Genomic DNA, 18,712 nt, shown 5'->3' on the forward strand with positions numbered 1-18,712 from the left:
AAAGAAGAAGCACCAATGCAGCAGCTGAATCATTCAATGCCAAGATAAAAGCTTTTCGCTCCCAATTCAGAGGTGTGAAAAACGTATCCTTTTTCCTTTACAGACTCTCTAAAATATATGCTTGAAAAATACTTCTCCCCAGATTTTCAGATTGATCCTGTATTTGACTTTTATTTGACTTTTTTAGAATAAAAAAACCCGTAACTACTTGATAATCAAAGTAATTACGGGCTAACTATGCAGAGGCGGAGGGATTCGAACCCCCGGTACCTCGCGGTACATTGGTTTTCAAGACCAACGCGATCGACCACTCTGCCACGCCTCTAAATCATTAAAATGATTTGATGTATTCAAATCGGATTGCAAATGTAGGTGAAAATATTTTCCTCGCAAACGGAATTATAAAAAAATATTATTATGCTTTAATTTTATTCTTCTTTGCCTTTTCCAAACTCACATTCAACTGAAGCCCTACAATTAGAAATAATGATAAAAATGAGAACCAAATCATAATGGCTATTAAGGCGCCAATTGAACCATAGAGCTTATTGTAGGTTCCGAAATTATTGATATAATAAGAAAAGCCAAAAGAAGCCGCTAAGCATAAAAAAGTAGCCAAAATAGACCCTGGATTGAAAAAATGCCACCTTTTGTGAATGGCTGGTGCCCAATAATAAATCACTGAAATTGCAATTTGAAACAAAAAGAATATAGCCAGAAACCTCAAGCCAATAAATATATATACTTCAAATTTATCACTAATAATTCCAAAATCCTCCAAAAAATAAATCATTTGCTGCGCTACAATTAATAAGACTATCGAAAGAAATAAAACAAAGGCCAATAAAAATGTAAGTCCAATAGCTATTGCTTTCGCTTTCAAAAACCCTCTTCTGTCTTTGGTGCGAAAAGTTTGGTTAAAAGCCGACATTAAAGCACTGGTGCCATTAGTTGCAAAATAAAGTGCGAAAATAAACCCAATAGACAACAATCCTCCTCTTGATTTTGATAGAATATCAAGAATGGTGGATTCCGCTTCTTGATAAATAGAAGGTGGCATAGTTTCTTGCAATAAATCCATTACTTCTTCTGTCAAATTGGCTATCGGAAGTTCAGGGATAAGAGTAAACAAAAATATGATAGCAGGAAATATAGCTAGGGTAAATTGAAAAGCTACATTATTTGCTCTCTCCATTAAATTATGATCACTTAATTCATCAATAAAAATCTTGATTAGATCGAAATAAGAAACTCCACTCCTTTTCAAGCGCTTTCTTTTTAAGAAGTGTATAATACTTCTCAAATAGCCAATTGACAGTATGATTCTTAAATGCTTAAACTTCATTCGAATCGAAAAAAGAACTCATAATTTTAACTAAAATTTCAGGCATATGACAAGGTTTCCCTGTATTTCTATCTACAAAAACCAAAACCGTAAATCCTTTATGTATTAATTTATCATCTTTAAAAACCTCATATTCATATCGAATTCTAGTATCTGGAAATTTAGGTATGAATAGTTTAATAGTCAGTTCATCATCATAACGAGCGGGTCGCAAGTACTTCGAATAATTTTCCAACACCGGCATTATTACACCTGCTTCTTCAATTTCCCTGTAGGTTAATCCTAAGCTACGGATTGATTCCGCCCTTGCGACTTCAAAATAAGTGGCATAGTTCCCATAGTAAACGTAACCCATTTGATCGGTTTCTGCATAGCGAACCCGCATTTTATGTTCAAATTGATACATTATTTGTAAATATTTGAGCGGTTCAAAGCATTTTGATATGCTCTTGCATTGATATTATGTTGTCTCAAATTTGTGGCAAAAGCATGATATCCTGAAAAATCTGGCTTTGCACAAAAATAGATGTAATTGTGCTCATCAGGATTTAAAACTGCATCTATGGATTCAATTTCAGGTAAGTTGATAGGACCTGGAGGTAATCCCTTGTATTTATATAAATTGTAAGGAGAATCTACCTCTTTATGAACATTCAATACTCTTTTGATAGTGAAATCACCAACCGCATACACTAAGGCAGGATCTGCCTGTAACCTCATGTTTCTTTCCAACCTATTCAGATAAACCTCAGCAATTTTTGGCCGCTCATCTGATTGAACACTTTCTGCTTGCACAATGGAAGCCAAAGCACTCACTTCTTTTGGTGAAAGCCCCAGCGCTTTTGCTTTTTGTTTTCTCTCATCATTCCAGAATCTTTGATATTCGGCATACATTTTATCAAATAATTTTTGTTCAGAAATGGTGTAATACACTTCATAAGTATTCGGAATAAACATACTTAGAATATTCTCTTGTGTAAATCCATAAGCACTAATCAAAGAGTCATTATTCAAAAGCCTCAGAAATTCAACTGAATCAGCTTGCAAATTATCCGTAATTTTTCCAGCCAAATCTGGTTTTAAGCGAACATTATTAAAAGTGGTGGTAGTTGGTATTTGTTCTCCTGCTCGCAACATTCTAACTGCTTGAAGATTAGTCATGTCTTTTTTCATCAGGTACAGGCCAGGTTTCATGTTTTCTTGATAATCCAAAAGCTTTGCTACAAAACTGAATGATAACATATCATTTACAATTCCCCTATCGTACACTATATCTTGCAAATCCTGAAAATCCATGTCCTCCTCTATCAAAATCACTTCATCTCCTTTTTCTACCAAAATATTTTCAGAGAAAAAAACCTGATAAAAATAGAAAACGAAAGAAGTTATCAGGATGGAAAACACAACCACGAAACCAATTAAAAATTTATTTGTCTTCATATACTTTACTATTGACTTAATTTAAAATGCAAATTTAAGGATTTTGTTTGGGCTTGAACTATTCTAATTAATTTCAAATTGATTAATATTGTATATGGCAGCTGAATTTATCAAATTATTCGAAGAAAATCCTGACCCGAGGAAAATCCAACAAATCGTTGACATTTTAAAGGATGGTGGTGTTATAATTTATCCAACCGATACGATTTATGGGTTAGGTTGCGATTTAACCAACCGAAAAGCCATTGATAAATTGTGTTGGGTAAAAGGAATTAAACCAGGAAAAATCAATTTATCTTTCATTTGTGAAGATATGAGTCATATTTCAGATTATGTGAAAAATCTTTCGACTCCTACTTTTAAGTTGATGAAGAAAAATTTACCTGGACCCTTTACATTCATTTTACCAGCGAATAGCAATGTCCCAAAAATTGTAAATGCCAATAAAAAAACGGTAGGTATAAGAATTCCGAACAATAATATTCCTATTGCTTTAGTAAAAGGGTTGGGAAATCCACTTATCACGACTTCAATTAAAGATAATGATGATATAGTGGAGTATCCAACTGACCCTGAGGAAATCTATGAATCCTTTAAAAACTTGGTGGATGTAGTAATTGACGGAGGATACGGAAACAATAATCCTTCTACCGTTATAGATTGCACTAAAGAGCCTGCGGAAATCGTTAGAGAAGGACTGGGTCAAATCATTTTATAAATTTCTAGGAATTATTTCTTAAATGCATAAATCCATTTTAATAGAATTACAGTATCTACCTTCAGTAGCATTTTTTTCATGTCTTGAGGGAAAAGAGGAATTGATTTTGGAAGCAAATGAATTTTTTGAGAAGCAAACGTACAGAAACAGATGTCATTTGTTATCATCTCAGCAGATTGAGATTTTGACTGTCCCGCTTCAAGGAGCTAATAAAAAAATAAAATCAAAAGATATAAAAATAGATAATAGCCAAAATTGGAGTAAAAAGCACTGGCGAAGCATCCAGACTTGCTACGGTAAATCACCATTTTTTGAATTTTTTGCTGATGAATTCAAACCTGTTTATGATAAGGAATATGAATTTCTCTGGGACTTAAACTTAGATTTACTGACAATCTGTCTGAAAATAACAGATAAAAAAATAAAAATTACCGAAAGCGGCAGTTATGAAAAAAAAGTTTCGGGAAACGTAGTGGATGCCAGATCGTTAATACACCCTAAAAAACCTGAATATCTAGAAACATTTTACAAACCTACAGCTTATGGTCAGAGTTTTGGCAACAATTTTGAATCGAACTTAAGCGTAATAGATTTGTTAATGAATGAAGGTCCGAATTCAAAAATTATCATTCATCAGTCAAATTATAAATAAATTAAACCTTAGGTTTTTTATTTAGTTTTTATAATAGTTACATTTAAATATGTCTTAGGACATAAGTTAGAATATCGAGCAGCAAGCATATGGAAGCAAAATTTTCAAACAGAGTTAAAGAGGTAATTTCTTTGAGCCGTGAAGAGGCACTTAGATTAGGCCATGACTATATTGGTACAGAGCACTTACTATTAGGAATGGTAAGAGAAGGAGAAGGTGTAGCAATCAGTCTCTTGAAAAAGCTTGGCGTTTCGCTCGATGAACTTCGAGGGGAATTAGAAAGAAGCACAAGAGGAACGGCTACGAATAATGTAAAAAATCTCGCCAATATACCGTTGACAAAGCAATCTGAAAAAGTATTGAAAATTACTTATTTGGAAGCTAAAATATTTAAAAGTCAATTAATCGGAACAGAGCATTTATTATTATCCATACTAAGAGATGAAGACAATATCGCTTCTCAAGTGATGGAGAAATTTGATGTAAACTACGATGTGATAAAAGAACTTTTAGAGTATCAAACCCAAAATCCGATGGCATCTTCAGATACTGAAGATGGTGATGAGGATTCAGGAAAAATATTTGGAGGTGGCTCAAGAGAGACAGGCTCTAGTTCTGGCACAGGAGGGTCTAAAACTGCCGAAAAGTCCAAGACACCTGTTTTAGATAACTTCGGACGCGATTTGACGAAAATGGCGGAAGAAGATAAGTTAGATCCTATCGTGGGTCGTGAAAAAGAAATTGAGCGAGTAGCACAAATCTTATCAAGAAGAAAGAAAAACAATCCGATCTTAATTGGTGAACCAGGAGTTGGTAAAACTGCCATTGCTGAAGGTTTGGCTTTGAGAATTGTGCAAAGAAAAGTATCCAGAGTTCTTTTTGGTAAAAGAGTAGTAACCTTAGATTTGGCTTCTTTAGTGGCTGGTACAAAATACAGAGGACAATTCGAAGAGAGGATGAAAGCCGTGATGAATGAGTTGGAGAAATCTCCAAATGTTATCTTGTTCATTGATGAATTGCACACCATAGTGGGTGCAGGTGGCGCTTCTGGTTCTTTGGATGCCAGCAATATGTTCAAACCAGCATTAGCGAGGGGCGAAATTCAATGTATTGGTGCTACAACTTTAGATGAATATCGTCAATATATTGAGAAAGATGGTGCATTAGCCAGACGTTTCCAAATGGTAATGGTAGACGCTACCACTCCGGAAGAAACCAAGGAGATTCTAATGAATATTAAAGATAAATACGAAGAACATCATAATGTTAATTTCACAGATGAAGCCATTGAATCTTGTGTGAAACTAAGTGATAGATATATCTCAGATAGATTCTTACCTGATAAAGCCATTGATGTAATGGATGAGGCAGGCGCGAGAGTTCACTTAAATAATATTCATGTTCCTGATGCAATTGTGAAGTTAGAAGCTTCAATTGAAGACATCAAGAAAGAAAAAAATCAAGTTGTCAGAAGTCAGAAATATGAAGAAGCAGCTCGATTAAGAGATACTGAGAAAAAACTCATTGAGGAATTAGAGACAGAGAAAAGAAAATGGGAAGAAGACACCAAAGCTAAGCGATATACTGTAACTGAAGATAATGTTGCTGAAGTAATCGCTATGATGACGGGTGTTCCAACCAAAAGAGTTGCTCAAAATGAAAGCGTTAAGCTTAAAGGAATGGCAACTGACTTGCAAGGACAAGTGATTGGTCAGGATGAGGCCATTGGTAAACTATCAAAAGCAATTCAGAGAACAAGAATTGGTTTGAAAGACCCTAAGAAACCTATTGGTTCTTTTGTATTCTTAGGTCCAACCGGTGTAGGTAAAACTGAATTAGCAAAAGTACTTTCTACTTACTTATTCGATAAGGAAGATGCACTCATCAGAATCGATATGAGTGAATATATGGAGAAATTCTCTGTATCGAGATTGGTAGGAGCGCCTCCAGGCTATGTTGGTTATGAAGAAGGTGGACAGTTAACTGAAAAAGTTAGGAGAAAACCTTATTCAGTGGTTCTTTTGGATGAGATTGAAAAAGCTCACCCAGATGTATTCAACTTATTACTACAAGTATTGGATGATGGAATTTTAACTGATGGACTAGGAAGAAGGGTTGACTTCAGAAATACTATCATCATCATGACTTCTAATATTGGAGTTCGTGATTTGAAAGATTTCGGAGCAGGAATAGGATTTTCTACCTCAGCAAAGAATGATAATTCTAATGAGGTAATGAAATCAACAATACAGAATGCATTGAAGAAAGCATTTAGTCCTGAGTTCCTAAACAGATTGGATGATGTAATTGTATTCAATAGCCTTGAAAGAGAGCATTTACATAAAATCATTGATATTTCGTTGAAGAAAGTCTTTGACAGAATGTTGTCGCTTGGTTATGATATTGATTTAACGGATGCTGCTAAAGATTTCTTATCCAAAAAAGGATATGATCAGCAATATGGTGCAAGACCATTGAACAGAGCTATTCAAAAATATTTGGAGGATCTAGTTGCGGAAGAAATCTTAAATGAAAATATAAAAGTTGGTGAATCCATCATTGCAGATCATGATGGGAAGAGTGAAACACTCTTTATCAAGTCGAAGAAAAAGAAAAAGGAAGATAAGAAAGGTAAAAAAGACCAAGATAAAGAGGACACTAACCAAGAAAATAAAAAAGAGGCTGATTAAGCCTCTTTTTTTTTTGCTAAATTTTCATTTAATCACTTAAATCAAGGCGTCATACCCACGATCGTGGGTATCTATCGATTTTAATCTCTGATTAAAATAACCATTGGAGGTTTTCAAAGACTAAAAACTAAAGCGAAAATATATCCCGTAAAAAAGTTTATTGAAACTTCGTTTCAATAAGAAAAGATTCCTGCCTTCGCAGGAATGACGCACGGAATAATTTGTAGTGGTTAAAAAGAAACAAAATAGTTACAAATAATATTCATTAGAACTCTCCTACTTTGCTCCATTGCATTCTATCACCTTAGAACGTCATTCCTGCGAAGGCAGGAATCTATCCATTTTAATCAAAGATTAAAATATCCACTACCCTATCAACCATAATTCCATTAAATCCACCAAAACTTACATCTGTAAATTGCTTTATACATCCTTTTATTAGTCACACTGATAGTCTTTTTATTGCACTTAAACGATAAAATATATTCTTATTTTGAATTAAAACTGATTATAGCGAATTTTACAATAGACAAAATCACTAAATCATGCATACAACTACAGTGGATAAAACCAACATCATCGAAAAATTCAGCAACCAGATCGAATTAAGCAAAGCCCCAATAAAAGAATGGAAAATAGGAATTGCATCTTTGGAGAGAGTTTCAAGACTGGAAGTGCAGGAAGAAATATTTTATCAGATTTGCGATATGGATACGGCCAAGGAAATATTATTCAATTTTATTGCCCAGGGAGTTCAGACTTGCAAGATGAGCAAATCAAATTTTAACGGAATTTACCTTTATAGATAATTAGCTGTAAGGGGAGGATTCGAACCTCCAAGGAGTAGTTAGCCCCGAGTAATCACAATAAACTACTAGAAGTAAATTATAGCGCTTACTCGGGATTTATCCCAAACCTCCACCCCCGAGATAGGAGGGCATGTTTGCCAATTCCATCACCTTACAATATTTAATCTTCCCAGCACTTTTTGCCTTTCTGATATTTCAAAGGTAATAAAAACATCAATAAGTTAAATATTATTTAATATTATTTGATAATAAATACAGTAATCGTAATTTTATATTACTATATTTAAATAATCAATAATTTCACACTTTCAAAGCCATGGAAAATTATCAACTTGATAATACCGATTTAGCCATATTAAACATCCTGATGCAGGATGCACGTAGACCTTTCACTGAAGTAGCAGAAGAAGTCTTTGTTTCACCTGGAACTGTGCATGTTAGGATGCGGAAAATGGAAAAACTAGGCTTGATTAAAAACTCACAATTACAAGTGGATTTATCTAAATTAGGTTTGGATGTCACTGCCTTCTTGGGAGTTTACCTGCAAAAAAGCTCTTTATATGATGAGGTGGTTGCCGCTTTAAAAGCAATACCCGAAATAGTGGATTGCCATTATACCACAGGAGCCTATTCTATGTTTGTGAAAATTGTTTGCCGTGACACCAATCACTTAAAAAATATATTGCACGACTTTATTCAACCCATAGAAGGAATTGAAAGAACAGAGACTTTTATATCTTTGGAGGAAAGTATAAATAGACAAGTTCAACTTAATAGAAAATAGATGCTTAATTATATCATCTGGAATCCTGATGGCACTCTAATAGATTTTGGCTTTTACCAGTTAAGATGGTATTCCGTCCTCTTTGGGTTAGGATTTGTTTTAGGCTATCAATTCGTGAAATGGCGTTTCAAAAGAGATAATATCAATATAAAATTACTAGATAATCTCGCAGTTTATTTGGTAGTAGGAACGATCATTGGTGCCCGACTAGGACATTGTATTTTTTATGATTGGGATTATTATCAAAACCATTTATTAGAAATCTTACTCCCCTTTAGGTTTACTCCTTCATTCGAATTTATTGGCTATCAAGGATTAGCAAGTCATGGCGGAGGAGTAGGCGTTATCATTGCCCTTCTAATTTTCGCATGGCGAGAAAAAATCTCCAAACTCTGGATTTTGGATACCATTGCCTTAGTAATTCCTTTAGCTGCCGTTTGTATTCGCTTGGGTAATTTAATGAATTCAGAAATTTATGGAAATCCTACAAATGTGAGTTGGGCTTTTATCTTTCAGCAAATTGATAATATACCTCGTCACCCAGCACAATTATATGAAGCCCTCTCCTATTTAGTAATATTCGGAATTCTATTTTGGCTGGATAAAAAGCGAAAATTTGGAAAGGGATTTATTTTAGGATTATTGTTGGTTCTTATGTTTATCGCCCGCTTTTTCATAGAATTCGTGAAAGCAGATCAATCAGCATTCGAAGCCAATATGGTGCTGAATATGGGTCAATGGCTGAGTATTCCTTATGTTATAATAGGCTTTGTTCTTATTTGGTTTGGGGTGAAGAGGAAAGAGTGAACAGAAATAAATACAAAATTCAATATTATTAGCTGTATTGGTATCTGGCACACGCGACACGCGTGCGCCAACGGAGTTTATTTGGTTTGGGATGAAGCGGAAAAAGTGATTATTATAATTTTTATAAACTTGCTAAGAAGCACGCGTTTTGCTTCGCAACGCGCGCTAGAATGAGTCATTTTTAATAGTAATTTACAAGCATGATAATCAATGACAACAGAATGTAAACAAACATTATCCCATTTGATATTTTCAATCGCCTATTTTCCTTTTTCAATTTTTTAATTTCTTCTTCCATATTCATTCTTCAATTTTCTAAATGAATCCTATTCTTAAAACTAATTGTTATTTAATTAAAATTCAATTTTATTAAATTTATTAAATAAATTGAAAGCTAGCGCACGCGTGTCGCGTGTGCTTAGCAAATATTTGCACGTAAACCCTTAAACTCAAAACCATCCAATCATCATTCCAAAATAAATCTTTCCCAAAACCAAACAATCCTCTATGCTATTTTGTAAATTAGCAGGTTATAAAATTAGAGAATGAGTTTAACGAAAGAAGCAGATCATAAAGTCAAAAATGCAACCACGGCCAGCCAAGAAGAATACCTCGAAGTAATTGGCGCAAGGGAGCATAATCTTAAAAATATAGATATTTCAATTCCGCGTGATAAGCTAGTCGTAGTCACTGGAATTAGCGGTAGTGGCAAATCAAGTTTGGCTTTTGATACCATTTATGCAGAAGGTCAAAGGCGTTATATGGAAAGTTTTTCCGCATATGCCCGCTCTTTCATCGGCAATATGGAACGCCCTGATGTGGACAAAATCAACGGACTTTCTCCTGTTATTTCCATAGAACAAAAAACAACCTCGAAAAACCCACGCTCAACTGTGGGAACTCTTACCGAAATTTATGACTTTTTGCGAGTGCTTTATGCCCGTGCAGGTGAAGCCGTTTCTTACAAAACCGGTAAGAAAATGCAGCGTCAAACGGAAGACCAAATTATCGGGCATTTAATAAGTGAATTCCCGGATGCCAAATTGAGCATTTTAGCGCCAGTAGTAAAAGGTAGAAAAGGGCATTATCGTGAGCTTTTCCAGCAGATTAGAAAAATGGGCTTTACAAAAGCTCGTGTGGATGGTGTAATTCTGGAAATTGATGCTCGCATGCAGGTGGATCGATACAAAACGCACGACATAGAAATTGTGGTGGACAGAATTGTAGTCAATGAAAAAGATAAATACCGCATCACACAATCTGTCAAAACAGCTTTGAAACATGGAAATGGTATCATGATGGTGCGAGATACAGATGGTAATATACAGCATTTCTCTCAAAACCTGATGGATCCTGAAACAGGAATCGCATATGATGAACCCGCTCCAAACAGTTTTTCATTTAATTCGCCTTATGGTGCTTGCCCAACTTGCAAAGGCTTAGGAGAGCTGGAAAATATCACTAAGGAAACCGTAATCCCAAATCCAAAATTAAGTATTAGCCGAGGTGGCATTGCTCCTTTGGGTGAATATCGAGACATCTGGATTTTTAAAAAAATAGATGCCTTATTAAAAAATACCGATGTCAATTTGACTACGCCAATCGAGAAATTTCCTGAGGAAGTTTTAGATGTGTTGCTTTATGGTAGCAAAATGAAGGTAGAAGTGAGCTCCAAAAAATACCCTGGCACCCAATGGAGTACTAGTTTCGAAGGAATTATCAAATTTTTGCAGAAACAGCAGGAAAGCGGCACAGACAAAATGCGGGACTGGCTGGAAGAATATACCGTCATTCAAAAATGTCCTGATTGCGAAGGTCTACGCTTAAAAAAAGAATCGCTTCATTTCTTGATAGATGGAAAAAACATCTCTGAATTGGCATTAATGAGCATCAGCAAATTAGGAGATTGGTTTGAAGATATTGAAAAAAGGCTTTCTGAAAAGCAAAATCTTATTGGGGCTGAAGTGCTTAAAGAAATCCGAAAGCGAGTAGGTTTTATGCTGGATGTTGGATTGGATTATTTATCACTCGATAGACCGTTAAAAACACTTTCCGGTGGTGAAGCACAGAGAATTAGATTAGCTACTCAAATAGGAACTCAATTAGTGGGTGTTCTATATATCTTGGATGAACCTAGCATCGGCTTACATCAGAGAGATAATACTAAACTTATTTCTGCTTTGCAGGATTTAAGAGATTTAGGCAATACTGTGATGGTGGTGGAGCACGATAAAGATATGATGTTGGCTTCAGATTTCATTTTAGATATCGGACCAGGAGCTGGTCGACATGGTGGAAAGATTGTAGCCGCAGGAACTCCAGAAGAATTTCTAAAGCAAGGAAGTAAGACTGCTAAATATTTAACAGGTGAATTAAAAATTGAAATCCCTAAAGAAAGAAGAAAAGGGAATGGCAAAAAACTACAACTAAAAGGAGCTAAAGGGAATAATCTGCAAAATGTTAGTGTTGATTTTCCTTTAGGTACCATGATGTGTGTAACAGGTGTCTCAGGAAGTGGAAAATCCACCTTAATTCATGATACGCTTTACCCTATTTTAAATCAGAAATTTTATCGCTCCAAAAAAGACCCAATGGAACATCAATCCATCAAAGGTTTAGAGCATTTGGATAAAGTAATTGAAGTGGACCAATCTCCTATTGGTAGAACACCACGTTCAAATCCGGCAACTTATACGGGAGTATTTACAGATATTCGTTCTTTGTTCAGCAATTTGCCTGAAGCTAAAATAAGAGGTTATAAGCCCGGAAGATTCTCTTTCAACGTGAAAGGTGGAAGATGCGAAACTTGCGAAGGAGCTGGCATGAAATTGATTGAAATGGATTTCTTGCCAGATGTTCATGTTCCTTGCGAGACTTGCAAAGGTAAAAGGTATAATAGGGAGACATTGGAAGTTCGATTCAAAGGAAAATCTATTTCGGATGTTTTGGACATGACGGTTGAGCAAGCAGTTGAATTCTTTACCAATCAACCAAAAATCTTAAGGAAAATTCAAACATTATCTGAAGTAGGATTGGGCTATATCACTTTAGGACAACATGCCACTACCCTATCTGGTGGAGAAGCGCAAAGAGTAAAATTGGCAACTGAATTATCAAAAAAGGATACAGGGAATACATTCTATATTTTAGATGAGCCTACCACAGGATTGCATTTTCAAGATATTGAACATCTTTTGGAGGTATTGCAAAAATTAGTGGACAAGGGAAATACTGTTTTGGTGATTGAACATAATATGGATGTCATCAAGGTGGCTGATTACATAATCGACTTAGGACCTGAAGGTGGACTTGGTGGTGGTTCAATTGTTTTTACAGGAACTCCAGAGAAACTTATAAAGTTAGACAATAGTTACACCGGGAAATTCCTGAAAACAGAATTAGAGGGTTGAAACCAATGATTTTTTCGCTGCCCTCAGAATAATTTTTTTATATTGCTTTATGAAATAGTCACAAACCTAAGCTTCCCAACCGGAAAAGTAAAGTAAAACTTTGAAGGTTGTTAAGCATCACTTTAAAACTTTGACTATTCCATGTGGTCGTTGAAAATAATCATATACACATGAATATGGATGAAGTATCGCTTAACTTCAATAGTGAAGGTTTATTGCTGTTAAATTTTTTGCTGGGCTTTATCATGTTTGGCGTAGCGCTAGACTTGAAAGTAGTGGATTTCAAAAGAGTTCTTCTCAACCCAAAAGCCTCTATTATAGGCTTAATTTCTCAGTGGGTGATTTTGCCCACCATCACGTTGATATTAATTTTTATATTTGACCCTCGACCCAGCATGGCATTGGGTATGATTTTAGTTGCCTGTTGCCCTGGCGGAAATATTAGTAATTTCATCAGCAAATTAGCAGGTGGAAATGCTGCTTTATCTGTAAGCTTAACTGCCTTAACCACTTCAGCAGCTATTTTCATGACCCCATTTAGTTTTGCATTTTGGTCATCATTCATTGATAGTGCAGAAGGATTGAAAAGCAGCATATCTCTAAATATTTGGGATATGTTCTCTACTATTATTTATTTGATAGTCATACCAGTTGTTTTAGGAGTCACTTTTGCACAGTATAAACCATTGATTGCCCAAAAAATCAAAAAGCCAGTTAATATTATATCAATAGTGATATTTGCAGCCTTTGTGGTCATTGCTTTCATGAAGAATGCCAACTATTTCATAGAGTATATTCATATTATTTTCGTCATCGTTTTATTCCATAATGGATTAGCCTTCTTGAGTGGTTATTGGATGGCAAAAATGGGAGGCCTTGAAGAAAGTGAGCGAAAAGCCATTTCAATTGAAACAGGAATTCAAAACTCTGGTCTTGGATTAGTTCTAATCTTTAATTTCTTCGATGGTATTGGCGGAATGGCAATCATAGCCGGTTGGTGGGGAATATGGCATATCATAGCTGGATTAATTCTAGCATTTTTTTGGTCCAACAAAAAAGTATTTGCCTAGCTTTTAAAGCTCCTCATAATCAACGTATTCACCACCTGTGAAATTCCCTCCTGTTCTTTTTCCTTTTTGATTGGGTACATGGTCAATATTGATACCATCTTTAGTAGTTCTTCCTTTATTATTTTGCTTGTATTGCCTTTCTTGAGCTGCTTTATAAGTTCTCCCTAAAAACAACCTAAAAAGAAACCCTCCTAGTTTATATAAAAAATAACCAATTAAAAAGATGGTAAGTAATGCTTTTAACATAATATCTGTTTCTTATGGCTATTGCCAAAATTAATTTAATACTACTGGAAACAACAAATTCCTGTGGCGAAAGTTTCAAAACTCACCACAGGAATTTGTTTTTATAAAACTGATATTCAACAACTCAAACGACAGTCATTTGGTACTAAATATTAATATAGTATAAAAATTTCCTCAAGTAATTGCCTAATAGGCTCTATTTAGTTTTACTATCTACTTAAATATAGGTTTCGTTCTGAAACGATTTTAAGGAAATAATCATCCATCAAATCATCAATAAAATAAATGGACTCTCCAGTTGATTTCATTTCAGGTCCTAATTCCTTATTTACATTCGGGAATTTATTAAAAGAGAATACGGGTTCTTTAATTGCATATCCTTTTCGAGTTGGATTAAATTTGAAATCCTTCACTTTTTTCTCACCTAACATCACTTTGGTTGCATAATTTACATATGGCTCCTGATAAGCTTTGCAAATAAATGGTACCGTTCTAGAAGCTCTTGGATTTGCCTCAATGATATAAACGATATCATTTTTAATGGCAAACTGAATATTGATAAGGCCTTTAGTTTCCAGAGCTAACGCAATCTTTTTAGTATAAGTCTCGATTTGTGTTAAAACGAAATCGCCCAAATTATACGGTGGTAATACAGCATACGAATCCCCAGAATGAATACCAGCAGGTTCTACATGTTGCATTACACCGATGATATATACATCTTCTCCATCGCATATCGCATCTGCTTCTGCTTCTATAGCTCCATCTAAGAAGTGGTCAAGCAATACCTTATTACCTGGAATATCTCTCAATACATCCACCACATGCTCCTCCAGTTCACGTTCGTTAATCACAATTTTCATCCCTTGCCCCCCTAAAACGTAAGAAGGCCTAACTAACATTGGGAACCCAATATCTTTAGACATTTCCAAAGCATTATCAGCATCTTCCACTACCGTGAATTTAGGATAAGGAATATCATTATCAGCTAATAGTTTAGAGAACGAACCTCTGTCCTCTGCCAAATCCAAGGCTTCATAAGATGTTCCAATGATTTTTATGCCATAGCGATTTAATTTCTCCGCTAATTTCAGGGCAGTTTGACCACCTAACTGAACAATTACGCCCTCCGGTTTTTCATGTAAAATGATGTCGTAAATATGTTCCCAGAAAACAGGCTCGAAATATAACTTATCTGCTGTATCAAAATCAGTGGAAACCGTTTCAGGATTACAATTAATCATGATGGTTTCATAACCACATTCTTTTGCGGCTAGTACACCATGCACACAAGAGTAATCAAATTCAATTCCCTGACCGATTCGGTTTGGTCCCGAACCTAAAATAATGACTTTCTTTTTACCACTTTCAACTGACTCATTTTCTTCCTGGAAAGTAGAATAGTAATAAGGAGTTTGCGCCTCAAATTCTGCAGCACAAGTATCTACCAACTTATAAACTCGTTTGATACCCATTTCATGACGCTTTTTATAAACCTCACTTTCCAAGCATCTCACCAAATGTGCAACTTGCCTATCAGCATAACCCTTCTGCTTTACCTCCATCATCAATTCCTTCGGAATATTATCGATGGAATATTTCTCCACTTCTTTCTCCAACACCAAAAGTTCTTCGATTTGCTCCAAGAACCATTTGTCTATCTTGGTTAACTTTTGAATCGTTTTGAAAGGAATACCCAATTTAAAGGCATCATAAATATGGAATAATCTATTCCAGCTTGGGTTTTCTAAGCTGTATAATAATTCGTCTTGCTTTCTAAGTTCTTTCCCATCAGCTCCCAATCCATTTCTTTTAATCTCTAATGATTGACAAGCCTTTTGAAGTGCTTCCTGGAAGTTTCTACCGATTCCCATGGCTTCCCCTACAGACTTCATCGAGAATCCTAACCTTCTGTCAGAACCAGGGAATTTATCGAAATTCCAACGAGGAATTTTTACAATTACATAATCTAAAGAAGGCTCGAAATAAGCAGAAGTAGTTTTAGTAATCTGATTTTTAAGCTCATGCAAATTGTAACCGATTGCTAATTTAGCAGCTATTTTGGCAATCGGATAACCTGTGGCTTTAGATGCCAAGGCTGATGAACGAGAAACCCTTGGGTTAATCTCAATTCCTATGATATCGTCATTTTCAGGATTTACAGCAAATTGAACATTACATCCGCCAGCAAAATTACCAATACCCTTTATCATTTTGATGGCCAAATTTCTCATTTCCTGATAAACTGTATCTGGCAAGGTTTGAGCTGGAGCCACTGTAATTGAATCTCCTGTGTGAACACCCATTGGGTCAAAGTTCTCTACAGAACAAATGACAATTACGTTCCCTATATTATCTCTAAGAATTTCCAGTTCATATTCTTTCCATCCTAGAATACTTTGCTCAATTAATACTTCATGAATAGGAGAAGAATGCAAGCCATCTTTCAAAGCATTATCAAATTCCGCAGGATCTTTTACAATAGAACCGCCTAATCCACCTAAAGTAAATGAGGAGCGAATCACTAATGGAAATCCAATCTTCTGAGCAATTTCTTTTCCTTGTAAGAAAGAAGTTGCTGTTTCCCCATCGCATACGCCTACTCCTAATTCCATCATTTTCAAACGGAATAATTCTCTGTTTTCTGTGGTGTCAATAGCGGCAACATCCACACCTAACATTCTTACATTGTATTTTTTCCAAACTCCAGCTTTATCACATTCGATAGCTAGGTTCAGAGCAGTTTGACCTCCCATGGTAGGCAAAACTGCATCAATGTCATGCTTTTCTAAAATTTCAATTATTGATTTTTTAGTCAACGGTTTCAAATAAATATTATCGGCTGTTACCTCGTCTGTCATAATGGTAGCAGGATTGGAATTGATAAGGGTGACTTCAATTCCTTCTTCGCGTAAAGAACGAGAAGCTTGAGAACCAGAATAATCAAATTCGCAAGCTTGTCCGATAATGATTGGACCTGAACCGATGATGAGTACTGACTTAATACTTTTGTCTTTAGGCATGAGCTTTTTATTTGTTTTCGGGGCTAAATAAATTGGGCAAAATTAAGATGATAAATCCGAAATCGAAAGGAGTTGGTCAATCAATGTTTTGATAAATTTTGCTTTCTACCACGCTATGGTAGAAAAGGGCTTTTCTTTGACAGATAAATCTATGCTTTTTAAAAAACAAATCAAATTCAATAAGTTGATTCGTTTTTAAATTTGCTGTAAACCTAAAAAAATTATACATCATCCTCACTAAAAATCTCTGGATTTTAGTTTTAGGATAAAAATCTGTTTGAATCCATTTCCCATCCTTATTCATTAAATTTTTAAGTTTTGGAAAAATCAAATTCAATTGCTTTTCAGTCAAACAATCCAAAATAAAGGGGGTGATAATAAAATCAAATTTCACATCTGAATGCCATTCTAAAACATCTGCCTGTATGAAATCTATTTTTGCATCAAACTCAACTGATTTTGCCTTTTTAATCATTGATGACGAAAGCTCTAGATATTTTATTTGATGGGATATATCAAAGTTCTTCAAGATTTGCCCCGTGCCACCACCTATAATAAGAATTTTGCTTTTCGAAGGGATGTGATTTAAGAAATGATTGGCAGCTTTCTCAAGTTGATTTCCAAATACAATCCATTTCCAGAAATCATAAGTTCGAGCTATTCGATTGAAATTAGCCATCAATAAAGATAATCTCAATAAGGGGAAGAACAAAAACAATATCTCCTATTACTCTATACCACTCTTCTTGACGCAAAACTACTTCCTTACTCAAAACCATAGCTAAAACGGAAGCCATTAAAATAAATATGGCCTGATAATCGAGTAATTCTTTCGCATCAAAAAATAAGAAAGAAGAAGACCAAATCACAACAAAAGTAAATAGTAGAAACAAAATGATTTTCCTTGAAAAATCAGCTCCTTTAACAGTTGCAAAAGAATTAAAACCCATTTCCTTGTCCACTTTATATTCAATCATATTAAATATAATCAGATTGATACTCGCCAACAAAAAAAGTTGAACCCAAAAATAAATAAGAATTGGTGGTATGGTTTGGATATAAGCATAAGTTGGCAAGCAAATTCCTGTTGCGTACACTAAAGCAATAAACCATTCTTTTCCCCAGTAAACTTTTTTTCTTATAAAATGTATAAACACTAGATAGCAAATAACAGCAAAGCCTAATCCAAATCCATATAAGATTAGAAATGGTTTGAGGTTTAGGATCACAAAAACAAGAACCATAGTAACTATGGTTATTAGTCCAAAAATATAGGGGGCATTTTTTGAGTGAATCAGGTGTCGAAACAAGGCATCCTGCGAAGTGATTTTTCTAGCATCTAATAAATGATCAATAGTATAAATCAACCAAACCGTGAGCCCTAATGCGAGAATGGCAGAGGAAGGAATATCGGCATCAAAATAGTCACCAATCCAGCGAGCACTGATGACAGCACCTGCCACCACATCCAAACTAAAGGCTCTTATGTATTGGTAAAACTTTGTAAACATCTATCGCAAAAATAAAATAAATCTAAGAATTAATTCATTTTGTCGAATTAATTCTAGGTTTTAACTACAATCGAGTAGGAAGATAGGGATTATTTCCCTATCCGTCCTCTCACACCACCCTGCGTACCGTTCGGTACAGGGCGGTTTGTTAAAATAATGATGGCTGTGTTGCATTAGTCAGCCGTAAGTAAGTTTCGTAAAACCCAA

At 35.1% G+C, this 18,712-nt stretch carries 16 protein-coding genes and 1 tRNA gene; 9 read left to right on the forward strand and 8 right to left on the reverse strand.

Annotation, left to right across the window (positions count from 1 at the left end; translation table 11 throughout):
• Positions 1-125, forward strand: a 125-nt coding sequence (locus VFM92_RS05940; RefSeq protein WP_414675566.1) for a transposase, incomplete at its 5' end; no start/stop codon positions are given.
• A gap of 115 nt (positions 126-240) precedes the next feature.
• Here VFM92_RS05940 and VFM92_RS05945 read toward each other — a convergent pair.
• From VFM92_RS05945 to mltG, 4 genes are all read right to left on the reverse strand, one after another.
• Positions 241-325 (reverse strand) — tRNA-Ser (locus tag VFM92_RS05945).
• A gap of 90 nt (positions 326-415) precedes the next feature.
• Positions 416-1,267 (reverse strand): YihY/virulence factor BrkB family protein, encoded by an 852-nt coding sequence (locus VFM92_RS05950; protein WP_325121279.1) that lies wholly within the window; start codon positions 1,265-1,267, stop codon positions 416-418.
• A 67-nt stretch (positions 1,268-1,334) separates the two neighbouring features.
• Positions 1,335-1,751: a thioesterase family protein gene (locus VFM92_RS05955; RefSeq protein ID WP_325121280.1), complete on the reverse strand. Its 417-nt coding sequence runs from the start codon at positions 1,749-1,751 to the stop codon at positions 1,335-1,337.
• Entirely contained in the window at positions 1,751-2,785 is a 1,035-nt protein-coding gene (gene mltG / locus VFM92_RS05960; protein ID WP_325121281.1) for an endolytic transglycosylase MltG, read from the reverse strand. Before mltG ends, VFM92_RS05955 begins: the two co-directional genes overlap by 1 nt.
• A 94-nt stretch (positions 2,786-2,879) precedes the next feature.
• On the opposite strand from mltG, the gene VFM92_RS05965 reads away from it, so the two are divergent.
• From VFM92_RS05965 to VFM92_RS06000, 8 genes are all read left to right on the forward strand, one after another.
• Entirely contained in the window at positions 2,880-3,503 is a 624-nt protein-coding gene (locus VFM92_RS05965) for an L-threonylcarbamoyladenylate synthase (protein WP_325121282.1), read from the forward strand.
• 22 nt (positions 3,504-3,525) lie between these two features.
• Entirely contained in the window at positions 3,526-4,155 is a 630-nt protein-coding gene (locus tag VFM92_RS05970; protein ID WP_325121283.1) for a WbqC family protein, read from the forward strand.
• A gap of 89 nt (positions 4,156-4,244) precedes the next feature.
• The gene (locus tag VFM92_RS05975; protein ID WP_325121284.1) at positions 4,245-6,845 is read left to right on the forward strand and encodes an ATP-dependent Clp protease ATP-binding subunit; all 2,601 of its coding nucleotides are present in this window, start codon (positions 4,245-4,247) and stop codon (positions 6,843-6,845) included.
• 545 nt (positions 6,846-7,390) lie between these two features.
• Positions 7,391-7,654, forward strand: coding sequence for a hypothetical protein (locus tag VFM92_RS05980; RefSeq protein WP_325121285.1), 264 nt, complete (start codon positions 7,391-7,393; stop codon positions 7,652-7,654).
• Between the two features lie 316 nt (positions 7,655-7,970).
• A complete protein-coding gene (locus VFM92_RS05985) occupies positions 7,971-8,438 on the forward strand; it encodes an Lrp/AsnC ligand binding domain-containing protein (protein ID WP_013453847.1) in 468 nt (155 codons plus the stop codon).
• Entirely contained in the window at positions 8,439-9,245 is an 807-nt protein-coding gene (gene lgt / locus VFM92_RS05990; protein ID WP_325121286.1) for a prolipoprotein diacylglyceryl transferase, read from the forward strand.
• 545 nt (positions 9,246-9,790) lie between these two features.
• A complete protein-coding gene (gene uvrA / locus VFM92_RS05995; RefSeq protein WP_325121287.1) occupies positions 9,791-12,655 on the forward strand; it encodes an excinuclease ABC subunit UvrA in 2,865 nt (954 codons plus the stop codon).
• 170 nt (positions 12,656-12,825) lie between these two features.
• Positions 12,826-13,725: a bile acid:sodium symporter family protein gene (locus VFM92_RS06000; protein WP_325121288.1), complete on the forward strand. Its 900-nt coding sequence runs from the start codon at positions 12,826-12,828 to the stop codon at positions 13,723-13,725.
• Between the two features lie 3 nt (positions 13,726-13,728).
• On the opposite strand, the gene VFM92_RS06005 is transcribed toward VFM92_RS06000, so the two are convergent.
• From VFM92_RS06005 to VFM92_RS06020, 4 genes are all read right to left on the reverse strand, one after another.
• Positions 13,729-13,971 (reverse strand): hypothetical protein, encoded by a 243-nt coding sequence (locus VFM92_RS06005; protein ID WP_325121289.1) that lies wholly within the window; start codon positions 13,969-13,971, stop codon positions 13,729-13,731.
• Positions 13,972-14,180: 209 nt separating this feature from the next.
• Positions 14,181-16,994, reverse strand: a complete 2,814-nt coding sequence (carB, locus tag VFM92_RS06010; RefSeq protein WP_325121290.1) for a carbamoyl-phosphate synthase large subunit — start codon at positions 16,992-16,994, stop codon at positions 14,181-14,183.
• A gap of 76 nt (positions 16,995-17,070) precedes the next feature.
• The gene (locus VFM92_RS06015; protein WP_325121291.1) at positions 17,071-17,673 is read right to left on the reverse strand and encodes a class I SAM-dependent methyltransferase; all 603 of its coding nucleotides are present in this window, start codon (positions 17,671-17,673) and stop codon (positions 17,071-17,073) included.
• Positions 17,666-18,505 carry a UbiA family prenyltransferase gene (locus VFM92_RS06020; RefSeq protein WP_325121292.1) on the reverse strand — a complete coding sequence of 280 codons (840 nt, stop codon included), beginning with the start codon at positions 18,503-18,505 and terminating at the stop codon, positions 17,666-17,668. Before VFM92_RS06020 ends, VFM92_RS06015 begins: the two co-directional genes overlap by 8 nt.
• Positions 18,506-18,712 lie beyond the last annotated feature (207 nt).

Origin of the sequence: Marivirga sp., assembly GCF_035704835.1 — a bacterium.
Taxonomy (GTDB): Bacteria; Bacteroidota; Bacteroidia; order Cytophagales; family Cyclobacteriaceae; genus Marivirga.

Coding starts and splice junctions, on each gene's coding strand:
- VFM92_RS06015 (WP_325121291.1), bottom strand. CDS start 17,673: ATGGCTAATTTCAATCGAATAGCTCGAACTTATGATTTCTGGAAATGG.
- VFM92_RS05955 (WP_325121280.1), bottom strand. CDS start 1,751: ATGTATCAATTTGAACATAAAATGCGGGTTCGCTATGCAGAAACCGAT.
- VFM92_RS05985 (WP_013453847.1), top strand. CDS start 7,971: ATGGAAAATTATCAACTTGATAATACCGATTTAGCCATATTAAACATC.
- uvrA (WP_325121287.1), top strand. CDS start 9,791: ATGAGTTTAACGAAAGAAGCAGATCATAAAGTCAAAAATGCAACCACG.
- carB (WP_325121290.1), bottom strand. CDS start 16,994: ATGCCTAAAGACAAAAGTATTAAGTCAGTACTCATCATCGGTTCAGGT.
- VFM92_RS05970 (WP_325121283.1), top strand. CDS start 3,526: ATGCATAAATCCATTTTAATAGAATTACAGTATCTACCTTCAGTAGCA.
- VFM92_RS05980 (WP_325121285.1), top strand. CDS start 7,391: ATGCATACAACTACAGTGGATAAAACCAACATCATCGAAAAATTCAGC.
- VFM92_RS05975 (WP_325121284.1), top strand. CDS start 4,245: ATGGAAGCAAAATTTTCAAACAGAGTTAAAGAGGTAATTTCTTTGAGC.
- VFM92_RS06000 (WP_325121288.1), top strand. CDS start 12,826: ATGAATATGGATGAAGTATCGCTTAACTTCAATAGTGAAGGTTTATTG.
- lgt (WP_325121286.1), top strand. CDS start 8,439: ATGCTTAATTATATCATCTGGAATCCTGATGGCACTCTAATAGATTTT.
- VFM92_RS06005 (WP_325121289.1), bottom strand. CDS start 13,971: ATGTTAAAAGCATTACTTACCATCTTTTTAATTGGTTATTTTTTATAT.
- VFM92_RS06020 (WP_325121292.1), bottom strand. CDS start 18,505: ATGTTTACAAAGTTTTACCAATACATAAGAGCCTTTAGTTTGGATGTG.
- VFM92_RS05965 (WP_325121282.1), top strand. CDS start 2,880: ATGGCAGCTGAATTTATCAAATTATTCGAAGAAAATCCTGACCCGAGG.
- mltG (WP_325121281.1), bottom strand. CDS start 2,785: ATGAAGACAAATAAATTTTTAATTGGTTTCGTGGTTGTGTTTTCCATC.